Source organism: Tabrizicola fusiformis, assembly GCF_013328815.1.
Lineage (GTDB): Bacteria > Pseudomonadota > Alphaproteobacteria > Rhodobacterales > Rhodobacteraceae > Fuscibacter.
In genome coordinates, this window is sequence record NZ_JABUHN010000002.1 from 408,877 (window position 1) to 430,849 (window position 21,973).

The 21,973-nt window shown below is 65.7% G+C and carries 21 protein-coding genes; 14 read left to right on the plus strand and 7 right to left on the minus strand.

All coding sequences use genetic code 11. The annotated features are described in order from the left end of the window. Positions 1 to 5: 5 nt before the first annotated feature. From HS053_RS04535 to miaA, 5 genes are all read right to left on the minus strand, one after another. Entirely contained in the window at positions 6 to 1,169 is a 1,164-nt protein-coding gene (locus HS053_RS04535; protein ID WP_174210012.1) for an ABC transporter permease, read from the minus strand. Positions 1,170 to 1,179: 10 nt separating this feature from the next. Beyond that, positions 1,180 to 2,265 (minus strand): ABC transporter permease, encoded by a 1,086-nt coding sequence (locus tag HS053_RS04540; RefSeq protein WP_174210013.1) that lies wholly within the window; start codon positions 2,263 to 2,265, stop codon positions 1,180 to 1,182. A 102-nt stretch (positions 2,266 to 2,367) separates the two neighbouring features. Then, a complete protein-coding gene (locus HS053_RS04545; RefSeq protein WP_174210014.1) occupies positions 2,368 to 4,002 on the minus strand; it encodes an ABC transporter substrate-binding protein in 1,635 nt (544 codons plus the stop codon). 314 nt (positions 4,003 to 4,316) lie between these two features. After that, the gene (locus tag HS053_RS04550) at positions 4,317 to 5,141 is read right to left on the minus strand and encodes an AraC family transcriptional regulator (protein WP_174210015.1); all 825 of its coding nucleotides are present in this window, start codon (positions 5,139 to 5,141) and stop codon (positions 4,317 to 4,319) included. A gap of 128 nt (positions 5,142 to 5,269) precedes the next feature. Beyond that, positions 5,270 to 6,148 carry a tRNA (adenosine(37)-N6)-dimethylallyltransferase MiaA gene (miaA, locus tag HS053_RS04555; protein WP_174210016.1) on the minus strand — a complete coding sequence of 293 codons (879 nt, stop codon included), beginning with the start codon at positions 6,146 to 6,148 and terminating at the stop codon, positions 5,270 to 5,272. A 127-nt stretch (positions 6,149 to 6,275) separates the two neighbouring features. On the opposite strand from miaA, the gene pyrH reads away from it, so the two are divergent. From pyrH to lpxB, 13 genes are all read left to right on the plus strand, one after another. Continuing rightward, positions 6,276 to 7,010: a UMP kinase gene (gene pyrH, locus HS053_RS04560; protein ID WP_174210017.1), complete on the plus strand. Its 735-nt coding sequence runs from the start codon at positions 6,276 to 6,278 to the stop codon at positions 7,008 to 7,010. Positions 7,011 to 7,138: 128 nt separating this feature from the next. Continuing rightward, the gene (frr, locus tag HS053_RS04565; protein ID WP_174210018.1) at positions 7,139 to 7,705 is read left to right on the plus strand and encodes a ribosome recycling factor; all 567 of its coding nucleotides are present in this window, start codon (positions 7,139 to 7,141) and stop codon (positions 7,703 to 7,705) included. Between the two features lie 97 nt (positions 7,706 to 7,802). Continuing rightward, complete coding sequence (uppS, locus tag HS053_RS04570) at positions 7,803 to 8,543, plus strand: polyprenyl diphosphate synthase (RefSeq protein WP_277817037.1); 741 nt, start codon at positions 7,803 to 7,805, stop codon at positions 8,541 to 8,543. Further along, positions 8,540 to 9,340, plus strand: coding sequence for a phosphatidate cytidylyltransferase (locus HS053_RS04575; protein ID WP_174210019.1), 801 nt, complete (start codon positions 8,540 to 8,542; stop codon positions 9,338 to 9,340). Before uppS ends, HS053_RS04575 begins: the two co-directional genes overlap by 4 nt. A gap of 3 nt (positions 9,341 to 9,343) precedes the next feature. Beyond that, entirely contained in the window at positions 9,344 to 10,525 is a 1,182-nt protein-coding gene (dxr, locus tag HS053_RS04580) for a 1-deoxy-D-xylulose-5-phosphate reductoisomerase (protein WP_174210020.1), read from the plus strand. A gap of 4 nt (positions 10,526 to 10,529) precedes the next feature. Continuing rightward, entirely contained in the window at positions 10,530 to 11,861 is a 1,332-nt protein-coding gene (gene rseP / locus HS053_RS04585) for an RIP metalloprotease RseP (RefSeq protein ID WP_347233291.1), read from the plus strand. A 78-nt stretch (positions 11,862 to 11,939) separates the two neighbouring features. Continuing rightward, on the plus strand, positions 11,940 to 12,077 hold the full coding sequence (locus tag HS053_RS04590) for a hypothetical protein (RefSeq protein WP_174210022.1): 138 nt from the start codon (positions 11,940 to 11,942) through the stop codon (positions 12,075 to 12,077). Positions 12,078 to 12,225: 148 nt separating this feature from the next. Then, positions 12,226 to 14,601: an outer membrane protein assembly factor BamA gene (gene bamA, locus HS053_RS04595; protein WP_174210023.1), complete on the plus strand. Its 2,376-nt coding sequence runs from the start codon at positions 12,226 to 12,228 to the stop codon at positions 14,599 to 14,601. A 2-nt stretch (positions 14,602 to 14,603) separates the two neighbouring features. Then, positions 14,604 to 15,173 (plus strand): OmpH family outer membrane protein, encoded by a 570-nt coding sequence (locus HS053_RS04600; protein ID WP_174210024.1) that lies wholly within the window; start codon positions 14,604 to 14,606, stop codon positions 15,171 to 15,173. 77 nt (positions 15,174 to 15,250) lie between these two features. Continuing rightward, positions 15,251 to 15,715, plus strand: coding sequence for a 3-hydroxyacyl-ACP dehydratase FabZ (gene fabZ / locus HS053_RS04605; RefSeq protein WP_174210025.1), 465 nt, complete (start codon positions 15,251 to 15,253; stop codon positions 15,713 to 15,715). Then, the gene (gene lpxA, locus HS053_RS04610; protein ID WP_174210026.1) at positions 15,712 to 16,509 is read left to right on the plus strand and encodes an acyl-ACP--UDP-N-acetylglucosamine O-acyltransferase; all 798 of its coding nucleotides are present in this window, start codon (positions 15,712 to 15,714) and stop codon (positions 16,507 to 16,509) included. Before fabZ ends, lpxA begins: the two co-directional genes overlap by 4 nt. Further along, positions 16,506 to 17,300: an LpxI family protein gene (locus HS053_RS04615; RefSeq protein ID WP_174210027.1), complete on the plus strand. Its 795-nt coding sequence runs from the start codon at positions 16,506 to 16,508 to the stop codon at positions 17,298 to 17,300. Before lpxA ends, HS053_RS04615 begins: the two co-directional genes overlap by 4 nt. Further along, positions 17,288 to 18,451 (plus strand): lipid-A-disaccharide synthase, encoded by a 1,164-nt coding sequence (gene lpxB, locus HS053_RS04620; RefSeq protein ID WP_174210028.1) that lies wholly within the window; start codon positions 17,288 to 17,290, stop codon positions 18,449 to 18,451. Before HS053_RS04615 ends, lpxB begins: the two co-directional genes overlap by 13 nt. 109 nt (positions 18,452 to 18,560) lie before the next feature. Here lpxB and accC read toward each other — a convergent pair whose 3' ends face one another. Next, positions 18,561 to 19,907, minus strand: coding sequence for an acetyl-CoA carboxylase biotin carboxylase subunit (gene accC, locus HS053_RS04625; protein ID WP_174210029.1), 1,347 nt, complete (start codon positions 19,905 to 19,907; stop codon positions 18,561 to 18,563). Positions 19,908 to 19,911: 4 nt separating this feature from the next. After that, positions 19,912 to 20,409: an acetyl-CoA carboxylase biotin carboxyl carrier protein gene (accB, locus tag HS053_RS04630; RefSeq protein WP_174210030.1), complete on the minus strand. Its 498-nt coding sequence runs from the start codon at positions 20,407 to 20,409 to the stop codon at positions 19,912 to 19,914. A 234-nt stretch (positions 20,410 to 20,643) separates the two neighbouring features. Between accB and HS053_RS04635 the strand changes: the two genes are divergently transcribed. Beyond that, entirely contained in the window at positions 20,644 to 21,972 is a 1,329-nt protein-coding gene (locus HS053_RS04635) for an NAD(P)-dependent oxidoreductase (protein ID WP_174210031.1), read from the plus strand. The last annotated feature ends 1 nt before the right edge of the window (position 21,973 follow it).

Sequence of the window (21,973 nt, forward strand, 5' to 3'; positions counted from 1 at the left end):
GCGCATCAGTCCCTCAGGCTTTCTTCGCGCAAGCCGTCGGCCAAGAGGTTCAGGCCGAGAACAAGGCTCATCAGCGCCAGAGCGGGCACGAGGGCAGGGTGGGGGAAGATGTTCAGAAGGCGGCGGCCATCGTCGATGGTCGAACCCCAGTCCGGGCTTTCGGGCGAAACGCCGAGGCCGAAGAAGCCCAGCGTGCCGAGCAGGATGGTGGTGTATCCGATCCGCAGGCAGAAATCGACGATCAGCGGCCCCCGGGCATTGGGCAGGATTTCCCACAGCATGATATACCAAGGTCCTTCGCCGCGGGTCTGGCCCGCCGCCACATAGTCGCGCGCCTTGATGTCCATCACCATGCCGCGCACGATGCGGAACACCCCGGGCGAGTTCACGAAGACCACCGAGACGAAGACGTTCAGCAGGTTCGGGTCCATCGACCAGACCCCGGTGGGATCAAGGTTGAAGGCCAGCCCCGAATAGGCCCAGAGCCCGATCACCAGCGTGGCCCCGACATAGAGGTTGCGCTGCCGCGGGTTGGTGAAGAAGCGGCTGTTGAACAGCACCGTCAGGAACAGGATCGGGAACAGGAACAGCACGGCGGCGAACCAGATCGGGATGCCGGTCTGCACGATTTCCGGGGTGACCAGCAGGTAGAACAGCAGGATCACCGGGAAGGCCAGCACGAGGTTGGCAATGAAGGACAGCACGGTGTCGAGCTTGCCGCCGAAATAACCCGCCGGCAGGCCCAGCGAGATGCCGACCATGAAGGCGAACAGCGTGGCGGCGGGGGCGATCTGCAACACCCGGCGGGCACCCATCACCATGCGGCTGAACACGTCGCGGGCGAGATGGTCACCCCCGAAGAGATACCACGGGTATGCCCCCTCGACCGGCTGTTTCAGGGGTGAGCCGGGGACGGCGTTCTTCAGCCCCGAGAGTTGCGCCAGAGGGTCATGGGTGATGATCATATCGGCGAAAAGCGCGGTGAAGACCCAGAACATAACCAGCGCAAAGCCCATCATGCCCACGGGGCTGTCAAACAGTTTGCCGTAAAGGCCCAGCCGCCGCTTGAAGCGGAAGGAGACCAGAAACAGGGCGACAAGTGCGATCCAGACCGGCCAGAACTGGCCGATCACGCGCAGAAAGATGGAGCCCCAAGAGAGTTCTTCCATGGTTCTGACCTCAGCTCAGACGGATGCGGGGATTGAGGAAGACATAACCGATGTCGGAAATCAGCTGTGTCACGAGAACGACGAAGACCGCCACGACCGAACAGGCCAAGAGCATGTTGATGTCGTTGTTTCCGGCGGCCTGCACCAGCGTCCAGCCGAAGCCCTTGTAGTTGAACAGGGTTTCGACAATGACCACGCCGTTCAGCAGCCAGGGGAATTGCAGCATGATCACCGTGAAGGGCGCGATCAGCGCGTTGCGCAGCGCGTGTTTCATCACCACGTTGCGGAAGCTGACGCCCTTGAGCCTTGCGGTGCGGATATATTGCTGGGTCATCACCTCGGTCATGCTCGCACGGGTCATGCGGGCGATATAGCCGATGCCGTAAAGGGCAATCGTCATCACCGGCAGCGAGAAGTTCCAGAAGGTGATGTCATCCATGGCACTTGTGGCGGTGCCAAGGAACAGGGTCTTGCCCTCGATCCAGCCCCATTGGTTCAAAAGCGGCGACAGCCCCGCCGTGGCCGAGCCGAAAAGTGCCACGAAAATCACGCCCGAGACATATTCCGGCGTGGCCGTGGTGGCGATGGCAAAGGCCGACAGCACCCGGTCGGTGCGTGAGCCTTCGCGCATCCCTGACAGCACGCCGAGCAGCAGCGAGGTCGGCACCATCACCAGCATCACCGCCAGCATCAGCCAGCCGGTATGGCCCAGCGAGCGGGCAAGAACCGTGGTCACCGGCGATTTGGCAAAGGTGGAAAAGCCCCAATTGCCCTGCAGGATGCCGCAATAGCGCGGGGCGGCCTCGGCGGGCACTTCGGCACTGATGCAGCGGCCGCGGGTCACACCCTTGTCGTCGGTATAGGTCCAGCCGGGCACCACGCCCAGCCATTGGCCATAGCGCGTCACCATCGAGCCGCCATGACCGTTCTGCACGATCCAGTTGGCGATCGATTCATCGGTCATGCGGACCGAGCCTTCGCTGCGGGCCAGCTTTTCAAGGTTGGGTTGCAGGTTCGTCAGGCAGAACACCGCAAAGGTCAGAACAAGGGCCATCAGCAGCATCAGCCCGAGCCGACGCAGGACGAAAAGGGACATGGCAGGCTCGCTTTCGCCAGATATGGAAAGTCAGATTGGCTGGCCGGTCCGAAAGGGAACAGCGAAAGGGGGGCGCCCGCTTGGGGCGCCCCGCGGGTCAGGTCAGGCGACCGACCACTTGTAATGGTGATGCTCGAACGACGGGTGCATCTCCAGGTTCACGCCTTCCTTGGCGTGGCGGAACAGCGAGCGCCAGTAGGGCTGGATGATATAGCCTTCGTCCTGCAGGATCGTTTCCAGCGTGACCATCACTTCACGGCGGGCGTCGGCATTGTCGAGCGCCAGCGCCTTGGTCATGGCGGCGTCGAAATCGGCATTGGCCATGCCGGTCTCGTTCCACGACCCGGTGGAGGTATAGGCCAGCGACATGTTCTGCACCGCCAGCGGGCGGTGGTTCCAGGTCGTCGAGGAGAAGGGATACTTCTGCCAGTCGTTCCAGAAGGTCGAACCCGGCATCACCGTGCGCTTCACCGTCGCCCCGGCGTCGCGCAACTGGGCGGCAACGGCGTCGGTGGTGGCCGCTTCGAAGCCGTCATCCAGCGAGATGATCTCGAACTCGGCGGCAGCCAGACCGGCGGCCTCAAGCGCGGGCTTCAGCCCGGCCGGGTCGATGACCTGCGCCGGGATCGAGGCATATTCCGGGTGAACCGGGCAGGCGTGGTGGTTTTCGGCGGTGGTGCCCAGACCATTGTAGCCGAGTTCCAGCACGACCTTGGGATCGACCGCCTTCTGGATCGCCTGACGGACCGACTTTTCCTTGTAAAGGTCGCCGTTGGCCGAGTTCATCCGCACCACGATGGTCGAAGCGGTGACCGCCTCAAGCTTCTTCCAGCCAAGGGCGTCGAGCTGCTCGATATAGTCGCCGGTGGTTTCATAATTGGCGTCGATGCCGTCTTCCGCCGCCAGCGACAGCATGGCCGAAGGGTCGGTGCCGAAGTCGATGTAGTGGATTTCGTCCAGCGGCGCGGTGCCGCCCCACCAGGTATGGTTCGGCGCCCGCGCAAGGATCACGCGCTGGCCGACGATCACTTCGGTCGGCACATAGGGGCCGGTGCCGATCGGGTTGGCCGAAGGATCGGCGCCATCGACATAGGACGAATGCACCACGGCGGCCGGATAGTCGGCAAGGTTCGGCACCACCGCGATGTCCGAAGCGGTCATCGACAGCTTGACGGTAGCCTCATCCACCTTGGTGACGGCGCCTTCGCGCAGCGACTTGGTCGCCTCATCCACCAGACCCGGGAAGCGCGAGGCCATGGCATTGCCTTCGACCGAACCATCGGTCCAGCGGGCGAACATCCGCACCACATCATCGGCGGTAAAGGCGTCGCCGTTGTTCCATTTCACGCCCTGACGCACCTTGAGGGTGTATTCGGTCGCGTCGGCATTCGCCTCCCAGCTTTCCAGCAGGCGGCCTTCGAAGGTGCCGTCGGCGTTGTACTGGATCAGATATTCCAGCCAGCCGCGGTAGATATTGGCAATCTGCGGCCAGTCGGCGGTGCGCGGGTCTTTCTGCGCCTTCACTTCCATGGCGCAGCGCACGATGCCGCCAACCTTGGCTTCCTGGGCACGGGCCGGAGCCTCAAGGCCCAGAAGGCCATAGGCCGCCGCAGCCGAAACGCCCAGCGCGGTCGAACGCACGAGGAATTCGCGGCGGCTCAGTTTGCCGGCGCGCACTTCCTCGGCAAGCATGTGGGCTGCCGGGTGCAGCGCACGATCTTCGTTGATACGGGTCATTCGTAGTCTCCCTGTCAGGCTTGGCCTTGTTGTTGGCAGTTTACCCGGGGCTGTATCGGCGTCTTTCCCCCGCAGCATCCGCTCTCCCCATAAGAAACGGCTCTGCGAGGGCGACCGAACTGCCGATCCCCACGCCGGTATTCGGCACCTTTTCCGCCCTTGCGTCAACGCCCGGATTCGCTGCTTGATGGTCCGTTTACGACATTGCGGCGACGGATTTCTTCTTCTCGACACAGATGTCACGTTTGGAAATCACGGTGTACCAAGGGGCACCGACAGGTCGGGGATTTCCGCCCAAAAAGAAGGCGTCTCCGCTAAGACGGACGAATCGCCGCAGCCGGCTCTTGCGCGCGGCGAAAGGCGCTGGGGGTCAGGCCGGTCAGATGCTGAAACGCCCGGGTGAAATAGGCCGCCGAGGCAAAGCCCAGGCTTTCACCGACCCGCCCGACCGGCAGGCTTGTCTCTGCCAGAAGCCGCCGCGCCTCGAAAATGCGCCGGTCCTGCAACAGGTCGATGGCCGACCGCCCGCAGGCCGCCCGGCAGCAGCGCGTCAGATGGGTCGGCGTCACGCCCAGCGCCGCCGCCATCTCGCCCACGCCCGCGCCCTTGCGGAATTCGGTCTCCATCAGGGTGGTGAACCGCGCCACCAGCCGCCGCGCCGCATCGGGCTTGACCTGATCGCCTGCCGCCTTGACCGCCTGCCGCTCAAGCCAGACCCCGAGCAGGCCAAGATAGGCCTGCGTGGCGCGGTCATGCGCCGGGGTGCCGGCATCCATCTCGCGCTGGATCATGTCCAGCGTGCCGTTCAGCTCTTGCTGGGCATGAACCTCGCGGATGCGCAGATGCAGCGGGCTGGCGGGCAGGGTCACGCTGCTGCCCTTGCCAAAGAAGATCGCGGTGCCGAACACCTGCGGCCCCACCTCGAAGCCGTGCATCACACCGGCGGGAATGAAGATGGCATTATGGGCGGTATAGCCGCGGGTCTGTCCGGCCACGGTGATCCGTCCCTGACCCTTGGTGAACCACAGGAAACAGGGTTCGGAAAGGGTCCGCATCGCCTCCACCCGCCAGCGGCCCCCCGCCGCCAGCCGTGGAATCGCCAGTAGTCGCATTTGCGTCGGTTCGTTGAGGGAGGTCATTGCCGCCTGCCTGTTTCTGCTCTGCTTTCACTTAATCAACCAATGCCGTGCAACCCAAGCGAAAAAACGGCCCCCGGGGGGCAGAGTGGGCCCGGCCCGCGGAAAGCTGTGGACAAACCTGTGGACAGCTAGGGCAGCTCGACGCCCCGCCACTCTGCCATACGCGACCGGAACCACGTCCGCTGCCGCTTGGCATAGCGCCGACTGGCCAGAACCGCTGCGAGCTTTGCCTCGTAAAGTGTTGTTTCGCCGTGCAGATGGGCAATCAGCTCCGGTGCCCCGATCGCCTTGGCCGAGGGCAGTGCGGGTTGCCAGTGCGGCAATTCGGCCCGCACTTCCTCCAGCGCCCCCTGGGTCAGCATCTGGTCAAAGCGCAGGGCGATTCGGGCATCCAGCCATGCAACCTGCGGGCGCAGCACCACAGGTTCGACCTGTGCAAGCGGCAAGAGCGGCGGCGGTGTGTCGGCCTGCCAGTCGGCAAGCCCGCGCCCCGTGGCGCGCAGCACCTCCCAGGCGCGCTGCACCCGGGCGCCGTTCTGCCGGTCGATCCGCGCCGCCGTGGCTGCATCCACCCCCGCCAGCAGCGCCGCGACCCCGCCGTCGCGGAACAGCGCATCCGCCTCGGCCCGCACCGCCGCAGGCACCGCCGGCACCTCGGCCAACCCCCCGGTCAACGCCGTGAAGTAAAGCCCGGTGCCGCCGACGATCACCAGAGGCCGGTCCAGCAGCCCCGCCACCTCGCGCAGCCAGGCCCCCACGGAATAGTCCCCGTCCCGCGCCACATGACCATAAAGCGCATGCGGCAGCGCCGCCTCTTCCGCTGCCGAGGGCCGCGCCGTCAGCACCCGCCAGTTGCCATAGACCTGCAAGGCATCGGCATTGACGATCAGTCGCCCGTCGCGCGCCGCAAGCTCCATCGCCAGCGCCGATTTGCCGCTGGCCGTCGGCCCCGCGATCAACACCGGCGCTTCGCGCGAAATGGTCGGCAAAATGGCGCTGAACTTCATCTTGGCTCAAATATCCCGGGGGTGCGGGGGCTGGCCCCCGCTCCGCGCTTTACACTGGTTGATCCCGCCGCCGTTTTGCGACATTTTGCGGCGCAGTCAAATTCCAAACCGAAATGCGGGGGTTCCCATGTCGATAACCACCACCGGGCCGGGGGTCAAATACAGCCGCGTGATGCTGAAGATCTCGGGTGAGGCGCTGATGGGCGATCAGGGTTACGGCCTGCACCCGCCGACCGTGCAGCGCATCGCCGAAGAGGTGAAATCGGTGCGCGACCTGGGCGTCGAGATCTGCATGGTGATCGGCGGCGGCAACATCTTCCGCGGCCTTGCCGGTTCGGCACAGGGGATGGAGCGGACGACCGCCGATTACATGGGGATGCTGGCGACGGTGATGAACGCGCTCGCCATGCAATCGGCGCTGGAACAGATCGGCGTCTTCACCCGGGTCATCAGCGCCATCCCGATGGATCAGGTCTGCGAACCCTATATCCGCCGCCGCGCCGTCCGCCACCTTGAAAAGAAGCGGGTCTGCATCTTCGCCGCCGGCACCGGCAACCCCTATTTCACCACCGATACCGCAGCGACCCTGCGCGCCAACGAGATGTCCTGCCAGGCGATCTTCAAGGGCACCAAGGTGGACGGGGTCTATGACAAGGACCCCAAGAAACACCCCGATGCCAAACGCTACACCCATGTCACCTATGACGAGGTGCTGCAAAAGCATCTGGGCGTGATGGATGCCAGCGCCATCGCGCTGGCCCGCGACAACCACCTGCCGATCATCGTCTTCTCGCTGGACGAGCCGGGCGGCTTCCGTGGCATCCTCGCCGGGCAGGGCACCTATACCCGGGTCGAAGGGTAGGTCGGGGTTCACCCCGACTCTGCAACCGAAGCCGGGGTGAACCCCGGCCTACGGGCTAGCCCTGTCAGTCCCTTTCGCCTATAGAACGGCAAACGCAGGCCCCGGGCCGCAACTGCAAGGAAGATCCCATGTCGAACGACGATCTCGAAATCGACACCGATGCCATCCAGCGCCGCATGGATGGCGCGATGAATGCGCTCAAGACCGAATTCGCCTCGCTGCGCACCGGCCGCGCCTCGGCCTCGATCGTCGAGCCGATCATGGTCGATGCCTATGGCCAGATGACGCCGATCAACCAGCTTGGCACGGTCAACGTGCCCGAGCCGCGCATGGTGGTGATCAACGTCTGGGACAAGGGCATGATCTCCAAGGTGGAAAAGGCCATCCGCGAAAGCGGCATCGGCATCAACCCGGTCACCGACGGCCCGCTGATCCGCCTGCCGATCCCCGAATTGAACGAAGAGCGCCGCAAGCAACTGGTCAAGGTCGCCGCCGGCTATGCCGAAAGCGCCAAGGTCGCCATCCGCAACGTGCGCCGCGACGGGATGGACCAGATCAAGAAGGCCAAATCCGCCGGCATGTCGGAAGACGACCAGAAGATGTGGCAGGACGAGGTGCAGGAATTGACCGACAAGGCGATTGCCGCCGTGGACAAGGCGCTTGAAGTCAAGCAAGCCGAGATCATGCAGGTCTGACGACCGGCGCCCCCTCCGGGGCCTCCCGGGGGGCGCCAAAAATTTTCGGCGGAAATTTTTCTGCCCGGGCGGCCCCGGGCGCAGCGAGGATGCCAAGTTGGGTTCAGGCGAGACATCCGGCCAGAAGGGCGCCCGCGTTGCGGAGCATGTCGCCATCATCATGGATGGCAATGGCCGCTGGGCGACCAACCGGGGCTGGCCGCGTCTGGTCGGCCATCGCCGCGGGGCCGAACGGGTGCGCGAAATCGTGCAAGCCTGTCCCGCCCTTGGGGTGCGTTGGCTGACGGTCTATGCCTTTTCAACCGAGAACTGGAAACGCTCGACCGAGGAAGTCCTTGGTCTGATGTCGATTTTCGCCCGCTATATCGAGCGGGAGGCCGACAAGCTCGCCGTGGGCGGCGTGCGGCTGCGCTTCATCGGCGACCGCTCGCGTCTGGACGCCAAGTTGCAGCGCCTGATGGCCGGGATCGAGGCGCGCACCGCCCCCTTCAGCACGCTGAATTTCACCATCGCCATCAACTATGGCGGCCGCGACGAGATCACCCGCGCGGCGCGGGCGCTGGCGCTGGATGTGGCGGCGGGGCGGCTGGCGCCCGAGGCGGTGACGGATGCCGAATTCGCCGCCCGGCTCGACACCGGCGGGTTGCCCGACCCCGATCTTGTGATTCGCACCAGCGGCGAAACGCGGACCTCGAACTTCCTGCCCTGGCAGGCGGCTTATGCCGAATATGAATTCACCCCCACGCTCTGGCCCGATTTTTCGGCCGGTGAACTGGCTGAAATCCTGACCCGCTTCGGCAACCGCGAGCGCCGCTTTGGCGGGGTGGTCTTGGCATGAGCGCGCCGGCAGGCAGATGGGCCGACCTGCGGCCGCGGTTGATGTCGGCGGCGGTGATGCTGGCGATGGGTGTGGTCGAGATCTGGCTGGGCGGCTGGCCCTTCCTTGCGCTGGCGGTGGCGCTGGTTTCGGTGATGATCTGGGAACTGGCAGCGATGACCGGCGGGACCACTGGGCGGCGCATGGCGCTGATCCTTGCGGGGTTGGCGGCGCTGGCCTTCTTTGCTGATGAGGGCTGGCCCTCGGTGCCGTCCTGGTGGGTCATTCCGCCGGTGATGCTGGCCATCGGGCTGACGCCACGGCTGCATCCCCTTGCTTCGGCGCTGATGGCCGGGGCGATCATGGTGGCCGGGCACGGGCTTTTCGTGCTGCGCGACGAGGCGGGGACGGCGGCGATCCTCTGGCTGATCGGGGTGGTGATTGCTTCGGACGTGATGGGCTATTTCGCGGGCCGCATCCTGGGCGGGCCGAAATTCTGGCCGGCGATCAGCCCGAAGAAGACATGGTCGGGCACCATTGCCGGCTGGCTCGGCGCCACGGCGGTCGGGGTGGGCTTTGTGCTGGCCGGTCAGGGGGAGCCGCTGCTGATCCTGCTGTCGCCCTTCGTGGCCTTTGCCGGGCAGATGGGCGACATCGCCGAAAGCTGGATCAAGCGGCGCACCGGGGTCAAGGACAGCTCGCATCTGATCCCCGGCCACGGCGGGGTGATGGATCGGTTCGACGCGCTTTGCGGGGCGATGGTGGCGGTGATGGTTCTGGGCCGGATCATCGAACTGCCCGTCGGCTTCGGGGGCTGACGGGTGCGGCGGATCTCGATTTTCGGCGCGACGGGTTCGGTCGGGGAAAGCACCTATGACCTGATCCTGCGGGCAGGCGGCGCAGAGGCGTTCCAGACCGTCGCGCTGACCGGCGGGCGCAACACCGCGCGGCTGGCCGATATGGCGCTGGCCTTGCGGGCCGAGGTGGCGGTGACCGCGCATGACGATTGCCTGCCCGATCTGGCCGCCCGGCTGGCGGGCAGCGGCATTGCGGTGGCGGCAGGTCCGGCGGCGGTTGCCGAGGCCGCCAGCCGCCCGGCCGATTGGGTGATGAGCGCCATCGTCGGTGCCGCGGGCCTTGTGCCCGGAATGCAGGCGCTGAAGACCGGCGCCACGCTGGCGCTGGCCAACAAGGAAAGCCTTGTCACTGCGGGGCAGCTTCTGCTCTCCACCGCCGCGCGGCACGGCGCCACCATCCTGCCGGTGGACAGCGAGCATTCGGCGATCTTCCAGGCCCTGATCGGCGAGGATATGTCGGCGGTCGAGCGCATTATCCTGACCGCCTCGGGCGGGGCATTGCGCGACTGGCCGATGGAGCGGCTGGCCAGCGCCACGGTGACCGAGGCGCTGGCCCATCCCAATTGGGCGATGGGGCCGCGCATCACCATCGATTCCGCCTCGATGTTCAACAAGGCGCTTGAGGTGATCGAAACGCGCGAATTCTTCGGCGTCGCTCCCGCGCAGATCGAGGTGATAATCCACCCCGAATCCATCGTGCATTCGATGGTCGCCTTCCATGACGGCGGGGTGATCGCGCATCTGGGTGCCCCCGACATGCGCCATCCGATCGGTTTCGCGCTGAACTGGCCGGCCCGTGCGGCGCTGCCGGTGGCGCGGCTGGACCTTGCCCGGTTGGGCAGCCTGACCTTCCGCGCGCCCGATCTGCGGCGCTGGCCCGCGCTGCGGCTGGCGGGTGAGGTGATGGCGGTGCGCGGCCTTGCAGGGGCCGCCTTCAACGCCGCCAAAGAGATTGCGCTGGACCGTTTCATCGCCGGGCAGCTTGGCTTCATGGCGATGGCCGGGGTGGTGGAAGACACGCTCGCCCGGCTTTCGGCAGAAACACGCCTTGGAAATGCCGCCTCGGGGCTTGAGGATGTGCTGGCGATGGACCATCTCGCAAGGATCAGGGCCGCAGAAGCGGCGGACAACAGGGCAGGGGGCTGAACGGGTGCTGAGTGACCTTCTTTCGGGTGTGGGCGGAACCGCCTGGACCGTCCTGTTCTTTCTGGTCTCGCTCTCGATCATCGTCGCGGTCCATGAATATGGCCATTACATCGTGGGCCGCTGGTCGGGCATCCATGCCGAGGTCTTTTCGCTGGGCTTTGGTCCGGTCCTGATCTCGCGGGTGGACCGGCGCGGCACGCGCTGGCAGCTGGCGGCCATCCCCTTGGGCGGTTTCGTGAAATTCCTCGGCGACAGCAACGCCGCCTCGGGCAAGGACGCCGAAGCCCTGTCGGGCCTGTCTGCGCAGGAACGGCGCCACACGATGCACGGCGCCCCCCTCTGGGCGCGGGCGGCGACGGTGGCGGCGGGGCCGGTGTTCAACTTCGTGCTGGCGCTGGTGGTTTACGGCGCGATGATCACCTGGCAGGGCGTGGCGACGGGCACCCCGACGGTGGGTGAAATGCGTCCCTATCCCTTTGCCGGGGCAACTTTGCAGGCGGGGGACCGCATCCTGTCGGTCAACGGCACCGAAACGCCTGATCTGGCAGGGTTTCTTGATGTGGTGGCCGAACTTCCCCCCGCCGCTGCGGTGACCTACCGTGTCGAGCGGGCCGGTTCGGTGACCGAGGTGCAGGGCCCCCATCCGATGCCGCCGGTGGTGATTTCGGTGCATCCGACCTCGGCTGCGATGCGGGCGGGCATTCAGGCGGGCGATGCGATCCTGTCGGCCAATGGCCAGCCCGTGACCGCCTTTTCCGAACTGCCCCCGATTGTCGAGGCTTCGGGCGGGGCGCCGGTTGACCTTGTGGTCTGGCGGGCCGGACAGGAGATGGACCTGACCCTGACCCCCGAGCGGCGCGATATTCCGCTGGCCGATGGCGGGTTTGAAACCCGCTGGCTGATCGGCCTGTCGGGCGGGTTGCTGTTTGAACCCGAACTGCGCCGCGCCGGGCCGCTGGAAACGGTCGAACTTGCCTTCGATCAAAGCTGGTTCGTGGCGAAATCCTCGCTCTCGGGCCTGTGGCATGTCGTCACGGGCGGGATCAGCAGCTGCAACATCTCTGGCCCCATCGGCATGGCCGAGGTGATGGGCGATGCCGCGCGTTCCGGGCCGGAGACCTTCTTGGCCATGCTGGCGGCGCTGTCGCTGGGCATCGGCCTTTTGAACCTGTTCCCGATCCCCGTGCTGGACGGCGGCCATCTGGTGTTCCACGTCTGGGAGGCCGCGACCGGCCATCCCCCCTCGGACCGCGCGCTGGCGGTGCTGATGACGGCGGGGCTGGCGCTGGTGCTGTCCTTCATGGCCTTTGCCCTGACCAACGACCTTTTCTGCTGACGGGCCATACTGCGGCCACATTTTTTGCATAACCCTCAGGGTGGGCGCAGGAGGGCGCCGGTTCTGAAGGAGATCGTCATGCAACTGGTGATGGACGGCTATCGTGGGCTTTCGCTCTTGGTCCGGCTGAACTGGGATACGCTCTTCACCGTCGGAACCGTGATCGTCGGGCTGCTGGCCGGGGCGTTTCTGGGCAGCGCAATCGTGCATCCCTGAGCGGGGCCAATCGGCTTTGCCCGATTTATCCACAGTTTGATGGGGCGGAAGCCGCCACGCAGCACACGGATCGCCCTCAGCCTTTTGACAAGCCCTATCGTTCCGGCTAGTCAGGAACACAGGATTTTGTGAGGACCGGGGGCTGGTTATGCGGAACGATACAGGCGCGACCAAGCTGCGGCGCAAAGGGGCGGCTCACCGCCTTGTGCGCCCGGCGCTTGTGGCGATTCTGCTTTCCGGCACGGTGCTTTCCACGCCTTTCCTCATGCCCGCCTTTGCGCAAAGCTACAGCTTCAGCAATGTCGTCGTCGAAGGAAACGTCAGCGTCGATGCCGCCACCATCCTGGCCTATGCGGGAATCGGGCGGGGCCAGTCGGTCAGCGGCGGCGAGTTGAATGACGCCTATCAGCGCATCGTCGGTTCGGGCCTGTTTGAATCGGTCGAACTGATTCCGCAGGGTGGCACGCTCAAGATCGTCGTGAAGGAATTCCCGATGGTCAACGTCGTGGATTTCGAGGGCAACAAGCGCCTGAAGGACGAGGCGCTTTCGGAAATCGCCAAGTCGAAGTCGCGCCGCGTCTATTCCCCCACCCAAGCCGAGGCGGATGCCGCCGCCATTGCCGAAGCCTACCGTGTGCAGGGCCGCCTTGCCGCCACGGTGGAACCCAAGATCATCCGCCGCTCGGGCGAGCGGGTGGATCTGGTGTTCGAAATCACCGAAGGCAAGGTGGTCGAGGTGGAGCGTCTGAGCTTCGTCGGCAACCGCGCCTTCAGCGACCGCCGCCTGCGGCAGGTGTTGCAGACCAAACAGGCCGGTTTCCTGCGGCAGGTGATCAAAGGCGACACCTTCCTGCCCGAGCGTCTGGATCTGGACAAGCAGCTTCTCAAGGATTTCTACCTGTCGCGCGGCTATATCGACGTGCAGGTTCTGGATGCCACCGGCGATCTGGCGCGCGAGCGGGATGCCGGCTTCGTCACCTTCACCGTGCGCGAGGGCCGCAGCTTCCGCATTGGTCAGGTTTCGGCGGTTTCTGCCATCGAGGGCGTGGCTGCCGCCGATTTTCAGGCGGTGATGCGCCTGCGTCCGGGCGTGACCTATTCGCCCGCCATCATCGACAACAACGTCACCCGGATGGAAGAGCTGGCCCTGCGCAAGGGGCTGAACTTCGTCCGGGTCGAGCCGAAGGTCACCCGCAACGACGCCGATGGCACGCTGGACATCCAGTTCGTGATCTCGCGCGGTGACCGGGTTTTTGTCGAGCGGATCGACATTGAAGGCAATACCACCACGCTGGATCAGGTGATCCGGCGTCAGTTCAAGACCGGCGAAGGCGACCCCTTCAACCCGCGCGAAATCCGTCAGGCCGCCGAACGCATTCGCGCGCTGGGTTTCTTCAAGGATGCCAAGGTCGATGCGCAGCAGGGTTCCGCCGCCGATCAGGTGGTGGTGAACGTCGATGTCGAAGAGGCGCCGACAGGCTCGCTGACCTTCGGGGCAAGCTATGGCGTGAACTCGGGGGCCGGTCTGAACATCGGCTTTTCCGAGACCAACTTCCTTGGCCGCGGCCAGTCTCTTTCGGTCAATATCACCACCGGGACCGATACGGTTGACAGCTCGATTTCCTTTGTCGAGCCGGCCTTCCTTGGCCGCGATGTCGCGCTGAAATTCTCGGCCGGCTATCAGACGACCAACTATTCCGAGACCGCCTACAACACCCGCAGCATCTGGATTTCGCCCTCGGTCGAATTCCCGCTGTCGGACCGCAGCCGTCTGGAACTGCGCTATCGCGTGTTCGAGGATGCGATTACCGATGTCGCCGGCGACGGCGATGACGCGGATACCGTTGCCGATTCCTCGGCCATCCTGCACCGCGAAGAGGCGATGGGCGGGCTGCTCGGTTCGGCCTTGGGCTATACCTATTCCTACGACACCCGCGGCAAGAGCATCCAGCCGGGCGCAGGCGTGGTGTTCCGTTTCAGCCAGGATTTTGCCGGTCTGGGCGGCGATGTGAACTATGTCTCGACCTCGGTGCAGGCTCTGGCAGAGCGGCGCGTCTTCAAGGAAGAGGTCACGATCCGCGCCATCTTTGAAGGCGGCATGATCGCCACCTTCGGCGATTATGACAGCCGTATCACCGACCGCTTCAGCGGCAATGGCAAGATTCGCGGCTTTGCCCGCAACGGCTTTGGCCCGCGTGACCTGACCGCGACCAATCAGGATGCGCTGGGCGGCAATTACTATGCCGTTGCCCGGTTCGAGGCCGATTTCCCGCTGGGTCTGCCCGAGGAATATGGCATCAAGGGCGGCGCCTTCCTTGACGTGGGTTCGGTCTGGGGTCTGGACGACACGGCAGGCACCGCTGGTCCGGTGGACGATTCCATGCATCTGCGCTCGTCCATCGGTCTGTCGATGTTCTGGGATACGCCGATCGGCCCGCTGCGCTTCAACTTTGCCCATGCGCTGGCCAAGGAAGACTATGACGAGGATCAGGTCTTTGACCTGACGATCTCGACCAAGTTCTGATGATGCGCCGTCGCGTCCTTGGGGTGATCGTGGCCGGGGTTCTGGCCGCGATGCCTGTCTTGGCTCTGGCCCAGCAAGCTGCAACGCAGGCGCCGCTTCTGACGCTGGATGAAGAGCGGCTCTTTGCCGAGTCCCGCTTTGGCAAGGCGCTGATTGCGGCGCAAGAGGCCGATACCCAGGCGCTGATCGCCGAGAACCGCGAGATCGAGGCCGGGCTGGAAGCCGAAGAGCGCGACCTGACCGACCGCCGCGCCGGCATGGCCAAGGCGGCCTTCGATCCCTTGGCGCAGGCGTTCAACGACAAGGTGGAAAGCATCCGCAAGGCGCAGAAGGCCAAGTCCGATGTGCTGACCCGCCGCTTCGAGGATGAGCGGCGGCGGTTCTTTGAAACCGCAAGCCCGGTTCTGGCCCAGATCCTGACCGAGAGGGGTGCGGTTGCGATCATCTCGAAACGGGCTGTCATCGCCGGGTTCGACAATATCGACATCACCGAGGCGGCGATTGCCCGGCTGGATCAGGTGCTGGGCGATGGCGGGGTGCGTCCGCCGCAGCCGGTTCCGGCCACGCCCTAGCGCGCCGCTTGTTTCACCGCCCGGGCCTTGCTAGTCAGTCAGAAGGCCCCGAAAAGAGGGCTTCACGAGGAGACACCATGACCGAAGCCGCCGAACCGCTGCACGCCGACCTGTCGCTGATCCAGCGCATCATTCCGCATCGTTACCCTTTCCTGCTGGTGGACAAGGTGCGCGACATCCATGTCGGCAAATCCTGCATCGGCATCAAGAATGTCACCTTCAACGAACCGCAGTTTCAGGGCCATTTCCCGGGGATGCCGATTTTCCCCGGCGTGATGATCATCGAGGCGATGGCGCAGACCTCGGGCATCCTTGTGGGTCTGACGATGGATCTGGTGGACAAGAACGCCAATGTTTTCTTCATGGGCGTCGATGCCGTGAAATTCCGCCGCAAGGTGGTGCCGGGGGACGTGCTGGAGCTGCATGTGACGGCGCTGCGCGGCGGCGGGCGGGTGTGGAAATTCGCCGGTCGTGCCATGGTTGGCGACGAGCTGGCCTGCGAGGCCGAGTTCATGGCCATGTTCGACGTGCCCAAGGCATGAGCGTCGATTCCACAGCCCGCATCCACCCTTCGGCCGTGGTCGAGCCGGGCGCCGTGATCGGTGCGGGCTGTCAGATCGGCCCCTTCGCCCTGATCGGGCCCGAAGTGGTTCTGGGCGCGGGCGTGGTGGTGAAATCCCATGCGGTGGTGACCGGCTGGACCTCGGTCGGCGACGACACGGTGATCTTCCCCTTCGCCTGCGTCGGCGAGGTGCCGCAGGATCTGAAGTTCAAGGGAGAGCGGACCCGGCTGGTGGTCGGCGCCCGCTGCCGCATCCGCGAAGGGGCCACGCTGAACACCGGAACCGAGGGCGGCGGCGGCCTGACGCAGATCGGCGACGACTGCCTGCTGATGACCGGCGCCCATATCGGCCATGACGCCATCGTCGGCAACCGGGTGATCTTGGCCAATCAGGTTGCCATCGCCGGCCATTGCCAGATCGGCGATGACGTGATCGTCGGCGGCCTTTCCGGCATTCACCAATGGGTGCGGGTCGGGCGGGGCGCGATCATCGGCGCGGTGACCATGGTCACCAATGACGTGCTGCCCTATGGTCTGGTGCAGGGTCCGCGCGGCGAGTTGGACGGGCTGAACCTCGTCGGGCTGAAACGCCGCGGGGTGGAGCGGGCCGACATCACCGCCATGCGCGCGGGCTATCAGATGCTGGCGCAGGGCGAAGGCTCGTTCCTCGAACGCGCCCGGCGCCTGCAGGACGAAACCGAAAGCGCCTATGTCCGCGAGATGTGCGATTTCATCCTGTCGCAATCCGACCGCAGTTTCCTGACCCCGAAATGAGCAGGCTCGCCATCATCGCCGGGCGGGGCGGCCTGCCCGCTGCGCTGGTCGCGGCGCTGCCAGAGCGGCCCTTGGTCTGTGCGCTGGACGGTTTCCTGCCCGAGGGGCTGGTGCCCGATCAGGTGTTCCGGGTGGAGCGTTTGGCGCTGTTCCTGCGTGCGCTGGAAGATCAGGGCGTGACCCGCGTCACCTTTGCCGGCGCGGTGCAGCGGCCGCGGCTGGACCCGGCGCTGTTCGATCCGCAAACCGCGACCATGGTGCCGCGCCTGCTGGCTGCGATGCAGGCGGGCGATGATGCCACGCTGCGCGAGGTGCTGGCGATCTTTGAAGAGGCGGGGTTTCAGGTTCTTGGCACCGCCGAAATCGCCCCGCATCTGGTGCCGGGCGCCGGTGTGCTGGCGGGGCAGGTGACCCCGGCGGATGAACGCGACGCGGCGCGGGCCGAGGCGATTGTCGCCGCACTGGGCGCGGCCGATGTCGGGCAGGGCTGCGTGGTGGCGGCGGGCCTTTGTCTGGCGGTTGAGGCGCTGCCGGGCACCGATGCCATGCTGGCGCAGGTGGCCGCGCTGGGGGCGCCGCTGCGGCCCGGTAAGGGGCTGTTCTACAAGGCGCCGAAGCCGGGGCAGGATGCCCGCGTCGATCTGCCCGCGCTGGGGGTGCAGACAGTGGTGAATGCCGCTGCCGCCGGTCTGGCGGGGATCTGCTGGCAGGCGGGCGGGGTGATCTGTCTGGACTTGCCCGCGATGCAGGCCGAAGCGCAGGCGCGGGGCCTGTTCCTGTGGGCGCGTTAAGGTTTTTTCTGATCGCGGGCGAGCCTTCGGGCGACCGTCTTGGCGCGGCGGTGATGGCTGGGCTGCGCGCGCTGGCGCCGGGGGTGGAGTTCGCCGGGGTGGGTGGCCCGCTGATGCAGGCCGAAGGGCTGCAAAGCCTGTTCCCGATGGAGGAACTCTCCATCATGGGTCTGGTCGAGGTGCTGCCGAAGTATTTTCCCTTGAAACGCCGCATCGCGCAGACGGCAGAGGCGGCTCTGGCCGCCCAGCCCGCCGCGCTCATCACCATCGACAGCCCGGATTTCTGCCTGCGGGTGGCCGGGATCGTCAAGGCGGCGCGGCCTGACCTGCGCACCATCCATTATGTCGCGCCCTCGGTCTGGGCCTGGCGCCCCGGGCGGGCGGCGAAGATGGCCAAGGTGATCGACCATGTTCTGGCGCTCTTGCCCTTCGAGCCGCCCTATATGACCGCTGCGGGAATGACCTGCGATTTCGTCGGTCATCCGGTGGTGGCCGAAGCGCTGGCCACGCCGGCCGAAGCCGCAATGATGCAGGGCGAGGGGCCGCTTGTCCTGACGCTGCCCGGCTCGCGCCGGGGCGAGGTGGCGCGGCTGGTGCCGGTGATCGGCGCCACGCTGGCGCGGGTGAAGGCGGTGCATCCGCAGGCGCGGGTGGTGCTTCCGACCGTGCGCGGGGTTGAGGGGCTGGTGCGCGAGTTGTCCACGGATTGGCCGATCCCCGCCGAGATCATCACCGACCCGGCGCGGAAACGGGCTGCCTTTGCCGCAGCCGATGTGGCGCTGGCGGCCTCGGGCACCGTCTCGCTGGAACTGGCGGCGAACGGCTGCCCGATGGTGATTGCCTATGACATGCACCCGCTGACGCTCTGGCTGATGCGGCGGGCGGCGCTGATCGACACGGTGACGCTGGTCAATCTGGTGTCTGACAGCCGGGCGGTGCCCGAATTCATCGGCGAGAAATGCCGGGCGGACCTGATCGCCCCGGCGCTGCTCGATCTGTTGGCGCATCCCGGCGCGCAGGATCAGGCGATGCGCCTGACGATGGAGCGGCTGGGCAAGGGCGGAGAGCCGCCCGGGCTGCGGGCGGCGCGGTCGGTCCTGTCGGTCTTGGGGGATGGGCAGCGTGCCCGTCCTGCGGGGTCCGGTTCGTAGGATGGGCAATCTGCCCATCCCCGCCCTGAGGTTATTGGTCAGATGGGCAAATTGCCCATCCTACGGGTGCAATGGGTAGGATGGGCAGATTGCCCATCCCGATCATCCTTCAGCCGAACTGCTTTTCCAGCCACTTTTCCAGCCAGTGGATGTTGTAATCGCCGTTCTGGATGTCCGGCTCGGCCAGTAGCGCGTCAAACAGCGGCACGGTCGTTTCCACCCCGTCCACGATCAGCTCGCCCAGCGCGCGGCGCAGGCGGGCCAGCGCCTCGGGCCGGTCGCGGCCATGGACGATCAGCTTGCCGATCAGGCTGTCGTAATAGGGCGGGATCGAATAGCCGCCATAAAGCGCCGAATCCATCCGCACGCCCAAGCCCCCCGGCGCGTGGAACACCCGCACCTTGCCGGGGCAGGGGGCAAAGTTCGGCAGACGCTCGGCGTTGATCCGCACCTCGATGGCATGGCCGTTGATCTCAAGCTCATCCTGGCTGAACGACATCGGCAGGCCGGCGGCGACGCGGATCTGCTCGCGCACGAGGTCAACGCCGAAGATGCCTTCGGTCACCGGATGCTCCACCTGAAGCCGGGTGTTCATCTCGATGAAATAGAACTCGCCGTCCTCATACAGGAACTCGATCGTGCCGGCGCCGATATAGTTGATCTTGGCCACGGCATCGGCGCAGGTCTTGCCGATCTCGGCCCGCAGCGCCGGGGTGATCACCGGGCCGGGCGCCTCTTCGAAGACCTTCTGGTGGCGGCGTTGCAGGCTGCAATCGCGCTCGCCCAGATGCACCGCCTTGCCCTTGCCGTCACCGAAGACCTGAATTTCGATGTGGCGGGGCTTTTGCAGATATTTCTCGATATAGACTTCGTCATTGCCGAAAGCGGCCTTCGCCTCGCTCCGCGCGGTGCGGAAGGCGATCTCCAGCTCTTCGGCATTCTTGGCCACCTTCATGCCGCGCCCGCCGCCGCCGGCCGTCGCCTTGATGATCACCGGAAAGCCGATGGCCGCCGCCACACCGATGGCGGTCTCAAAATCGGGCACGCCGCCGTCGGACCCCGGCACCACCGGAATCCCCAGCGCCTTGGCGGTTTCCTTGGCGGTGATCTTGTCGCCCATGATGCGGATATGTTCCGCAGAAGGGCCGATGAAGGTCAGGCCGTGATCTTCCAGCGCTTGGGCAAAGCTGGCGTTTTCCGACAGAAAGCCATAGCCCGGATGCACCGCCTGCGCGCCGGTGATCTCACAGGCCGAAATGATGGCGGATTTCTTGAGATAGCTTTCGCCCGAAGGCGCCGGGCCGATGCAGACGCTTTCGTCGGCCATTCGCACATGCATGGCGTCGGCATCCGCCGTCGAATGCACGGCGACCGATTTGATCCCCATTTCACGGCAGGCGCGGATCACGCGAAGGGCGATTTCGCCCCGGTTGGCGATCAGGATTTTCTCGAACATGGGCCTACTCGATGATCAGGAGCGGCGCGCCGTATTCCACCGGGTGGCCGTCGGTGACGAGGATGCGCTTGACCACACCGGCGCGCGGGGCCGGAATGTGGTTCATCGTCTTCATCGCCTCGATGATCAGCACGGTCTGGCCTTCGGTCACGGCGGCGCCCACGGTCACGAAGGGCGCAGCGCCCGGTTCGGCCGACAGATAGCAGGTGCCCACCATGGGCGAGGTCACGGCACCCGGATGCTGGGCCGGGTCTTCCGGCGCGGCCGGAGCGGCGGCGGCAGCCGGGGCAGCGGCGGCGGCGATGGCCGGAGCGGGCGCGTATTGCACGGCGGGGGCGGCGGCAACCTGCACGATATTCGCCTGTTTGACGACGCGCACTTCCAGGCTGTCATCCTCGCCATATTCGCGCTTGACCGACAGCTCGGTCAGGTCGTTCTTGTTCAGCAGCTCTGCAAGCGCCGAGATGAAGGCCACATCCGCTTCGGAACTATGTTTGCTCATGCCGTCCTCTGTTGGGTCGTTCGCGGCGGTTTGGCCTGTGCCTCCGCCTTCGGGTCGCCCACATATACGGCAGCGGGGGGCCGGACAAAAGCCCCGAAGCGGTTTCAACCCCGATTCAACCCCGGCAGCGGGCAAAAACCCTGATTTTGTAAAATTTACCGTTTGATAAAAAAATGGACCTGTGCCAGCCTGATCTCAACAAGAAGCCAGCAGAATGCTCGCCACGGAGGTATGATGACCAACAGCCCGCTGACCCCCGGTGTCGTGCCGGGGCGCCTGCCTGCGCAGGCCTACCACGACAATTTCACCGATCACGAGCCGCCGCTGGACGGGCATGAGGCGCGGGTGGCGGCGGACCGCTGCTACTTCTGCCATGATGCGCCCTGCATGACGGCCTGCCCGACCTCAATCGACATTCCGCTGTTCATCCGCCAGATCGCCACCGGCACGCCCGAGGCGGCGGCCAAGACGATCTTTGCGCAGAACATCCTTGGCGGCATGTGTGCCCGGGTCTGCCCGACCGAGACGCTTTGCGAAGAGGTCTGCGTGCGTGAGGTGGCCGAGGGCAAGCCGGTGGAAATCGGCCGGTTGCAGCGCTTTGCCACCGATACGCTGATGGCCAAAGGCGTGCATCCCTTCACCCGCGCCAAGGCGACGGGCAAGACGGTGGCCGTTGTCGGTGCCGGGCCTGCGGGTCTTTCTGCCGCGCACCGTCTGGCGATGAAGGGCCATGACGTGGTGGTGTTCGATGCCCGGCCCAAGGCGGGCGGGCTGAATGAATTCGGGCTGGCCGCCTACAAGACCACGGGCGGCTTTGCGCAGAGGGAAGTCGATTGGCTCTTGCAGATTGGCGGCATCCGCATTGAGACCGGCAGGGCGCTTGGCCGGGATCTGTCGCTGGCCGAGTTGCAAAAGCAATATGATGCGGTGTTCCTGTCAATCGGTCTGGCCGGGGTGAATGCGCTGCGCGCGCCCGGCGAGGAGATGGCCCATGTCCGCCCCGCCGTCGATTTCATCGCCGAATTGCGCCAGTCGGCGGACCTTTCCTCCCTGCCGGTCGGGCGGGATGTGGTGGTCATCGGCGGTGGGATGACCGCCGTCGATGCCGCCGTCCAATCGCGGCTGCTGGGCGCCGAGACGGTCACCATCGTCTACCGCCGCGGGCAGGAGAAAATGGCCGCCTCGGGCTATGAACAGGACCATGCCACCAGCGCGGGGGTGCGGATCGTCACCCATGCCGCGCCGGTGGCGGTTCTGGCCTCGGGCGAGGTGGAGTTCGCCTATACCGCCGATACGCCCGACGGGCTGAAACAGACCGGAGAGACGTTCCGTCTGAAGGCCGATCAGGTGCTGAAGGCCATCGGGCAGACATTGACTGGCGTGCCGGAGGGGCTGGCGCTCACTAGCGGCAAGATTGCCGTCGATGCCGCCGGGCGCACCAGCCTCAAGGGCGTCTGGGCCGGGGGCGACTGTGCGGCAGGGGGTGAGGATCTGACGGTCACCGCCGTCGCGCAGGGGCGCGATGCGGCGGAAGATATTCATGCGGCATTGGTGGGGGCGTGAT

Bases quoted from the DNA above. Each gene is read 5' to 3' on its own strand.
- HS053_RS04535 (WP_174210012.1), bottom strand. From the start codon at position 1,169: ATGGAAGAACTCTCTTGGGGCTCCATCTTTCTGCGCGTGATCGGCCAG.
- HS053_RS04540 (WP_174210013.1), bottom strand. From the start codon at position 2,265: ATGTCCCTTTTCGTCCTGCGTCGGCTCGGGCTGATGCTGCTGATGGCC.
- HS053_RS04545 (WP_174210014.1), bottom strand. From the start codon at position 4,002: ATGACCCGTATCAACGAAGATCGTGCGCTGCACCCGGCAGCCCACATG.
- HS053_RS04550 (WP_174210015.1), bottom strand. From the start codon at position 5,141: ATGACCTCCCTCAACGAACCGACGCAAATGCGACTACTGGCGATTCCA.
- miaA (WP_174210016.1), bottom strand. From the start codon at position 6,148: ATGAAGTTCAGCGCCATTTTGCCGACCATTTCGCGCGAAGCGCCGGTG.
- pyrH (WP_174210017.1), top strand. From the start codon at position 6,276: ATGTCGATAACCACCACCGGGCCGGGGGTCAAATACAGCCGCGTGATG.
- frr (WP_174210018.1), top strand. From the start codon at position 7,139: ATGTCGAACGACGATCTCGAAATCGACACCGATGCCATCCAGCGCCGC.
- HS053_RS04575 (WP_174210019.1), top strand. From the start codon at position 8,540: ATGAGCGCGCCGGCAGGCAGATGGGCCGACCTGCGGCCGCGGTTGATG.
- HS053_RS04590 (WP_174210022.1), top strand. From the start codon at position 11,940: ATGCAACTGGTGATGGACGGCTATCGTGGGCTTTCGCTCTTGGTCCGG.
- bamA (WP_174210023.1), top strand. From the start codon at position 12,226: ATGCGGAACGATACAGGCGCGACCAAGCTGCGGCGCAAAGGGGCGGCT.
- HS053_RS04600 (WP_174210024.1), top strand. From the start codon at position 14,604: ATGCGCCGTCGCGTCCTTGGGGTGATCGTGGCCGGGGTTCTGGCCGCG.
- fabZ (WP_174210025.1), top strand. From the start codon at position 15,251: ATGACCGAAGCCGCCGAACCGCTGCACGCCGACCTGTCGCTGATCCAG.
- lpxA (WP_174210026.1), top strand. From the start codon at position 15,712: ATGAGCGTCGATTCCACAGCCCGCATCCACCCTTCGGCCGTGGTCGAG.
- HS053_RS04615 (WP_174210027.1), top strand. From the start codon at position 16,506: ATGAGCAGGCTCGCCATCATCGCCGGGCGGGGCGGCCTGCCCGCTGCG.
- accC (WP_174210029.1), bottom strand. From the start codon at position 19,907: ATGTTCGAGAAAATCCTGATCGCCAACCGGGGCGAAATCGCCCTTCGC.
- accB (WP_174210030.1), bottom strand. From the start codon at position 20,409: ATGAGCAAACATAGTTCCGAAGCGGATGTGGCCTTCATCTCGGCGCTT.
- HS053_RS04635 (WP_174210031.1), top strand. From the start codon at position 20,644: ATGACCAACAGCCCGCTGACCCCCGGTGTCGTGCCGGGGCGCCTGCCT.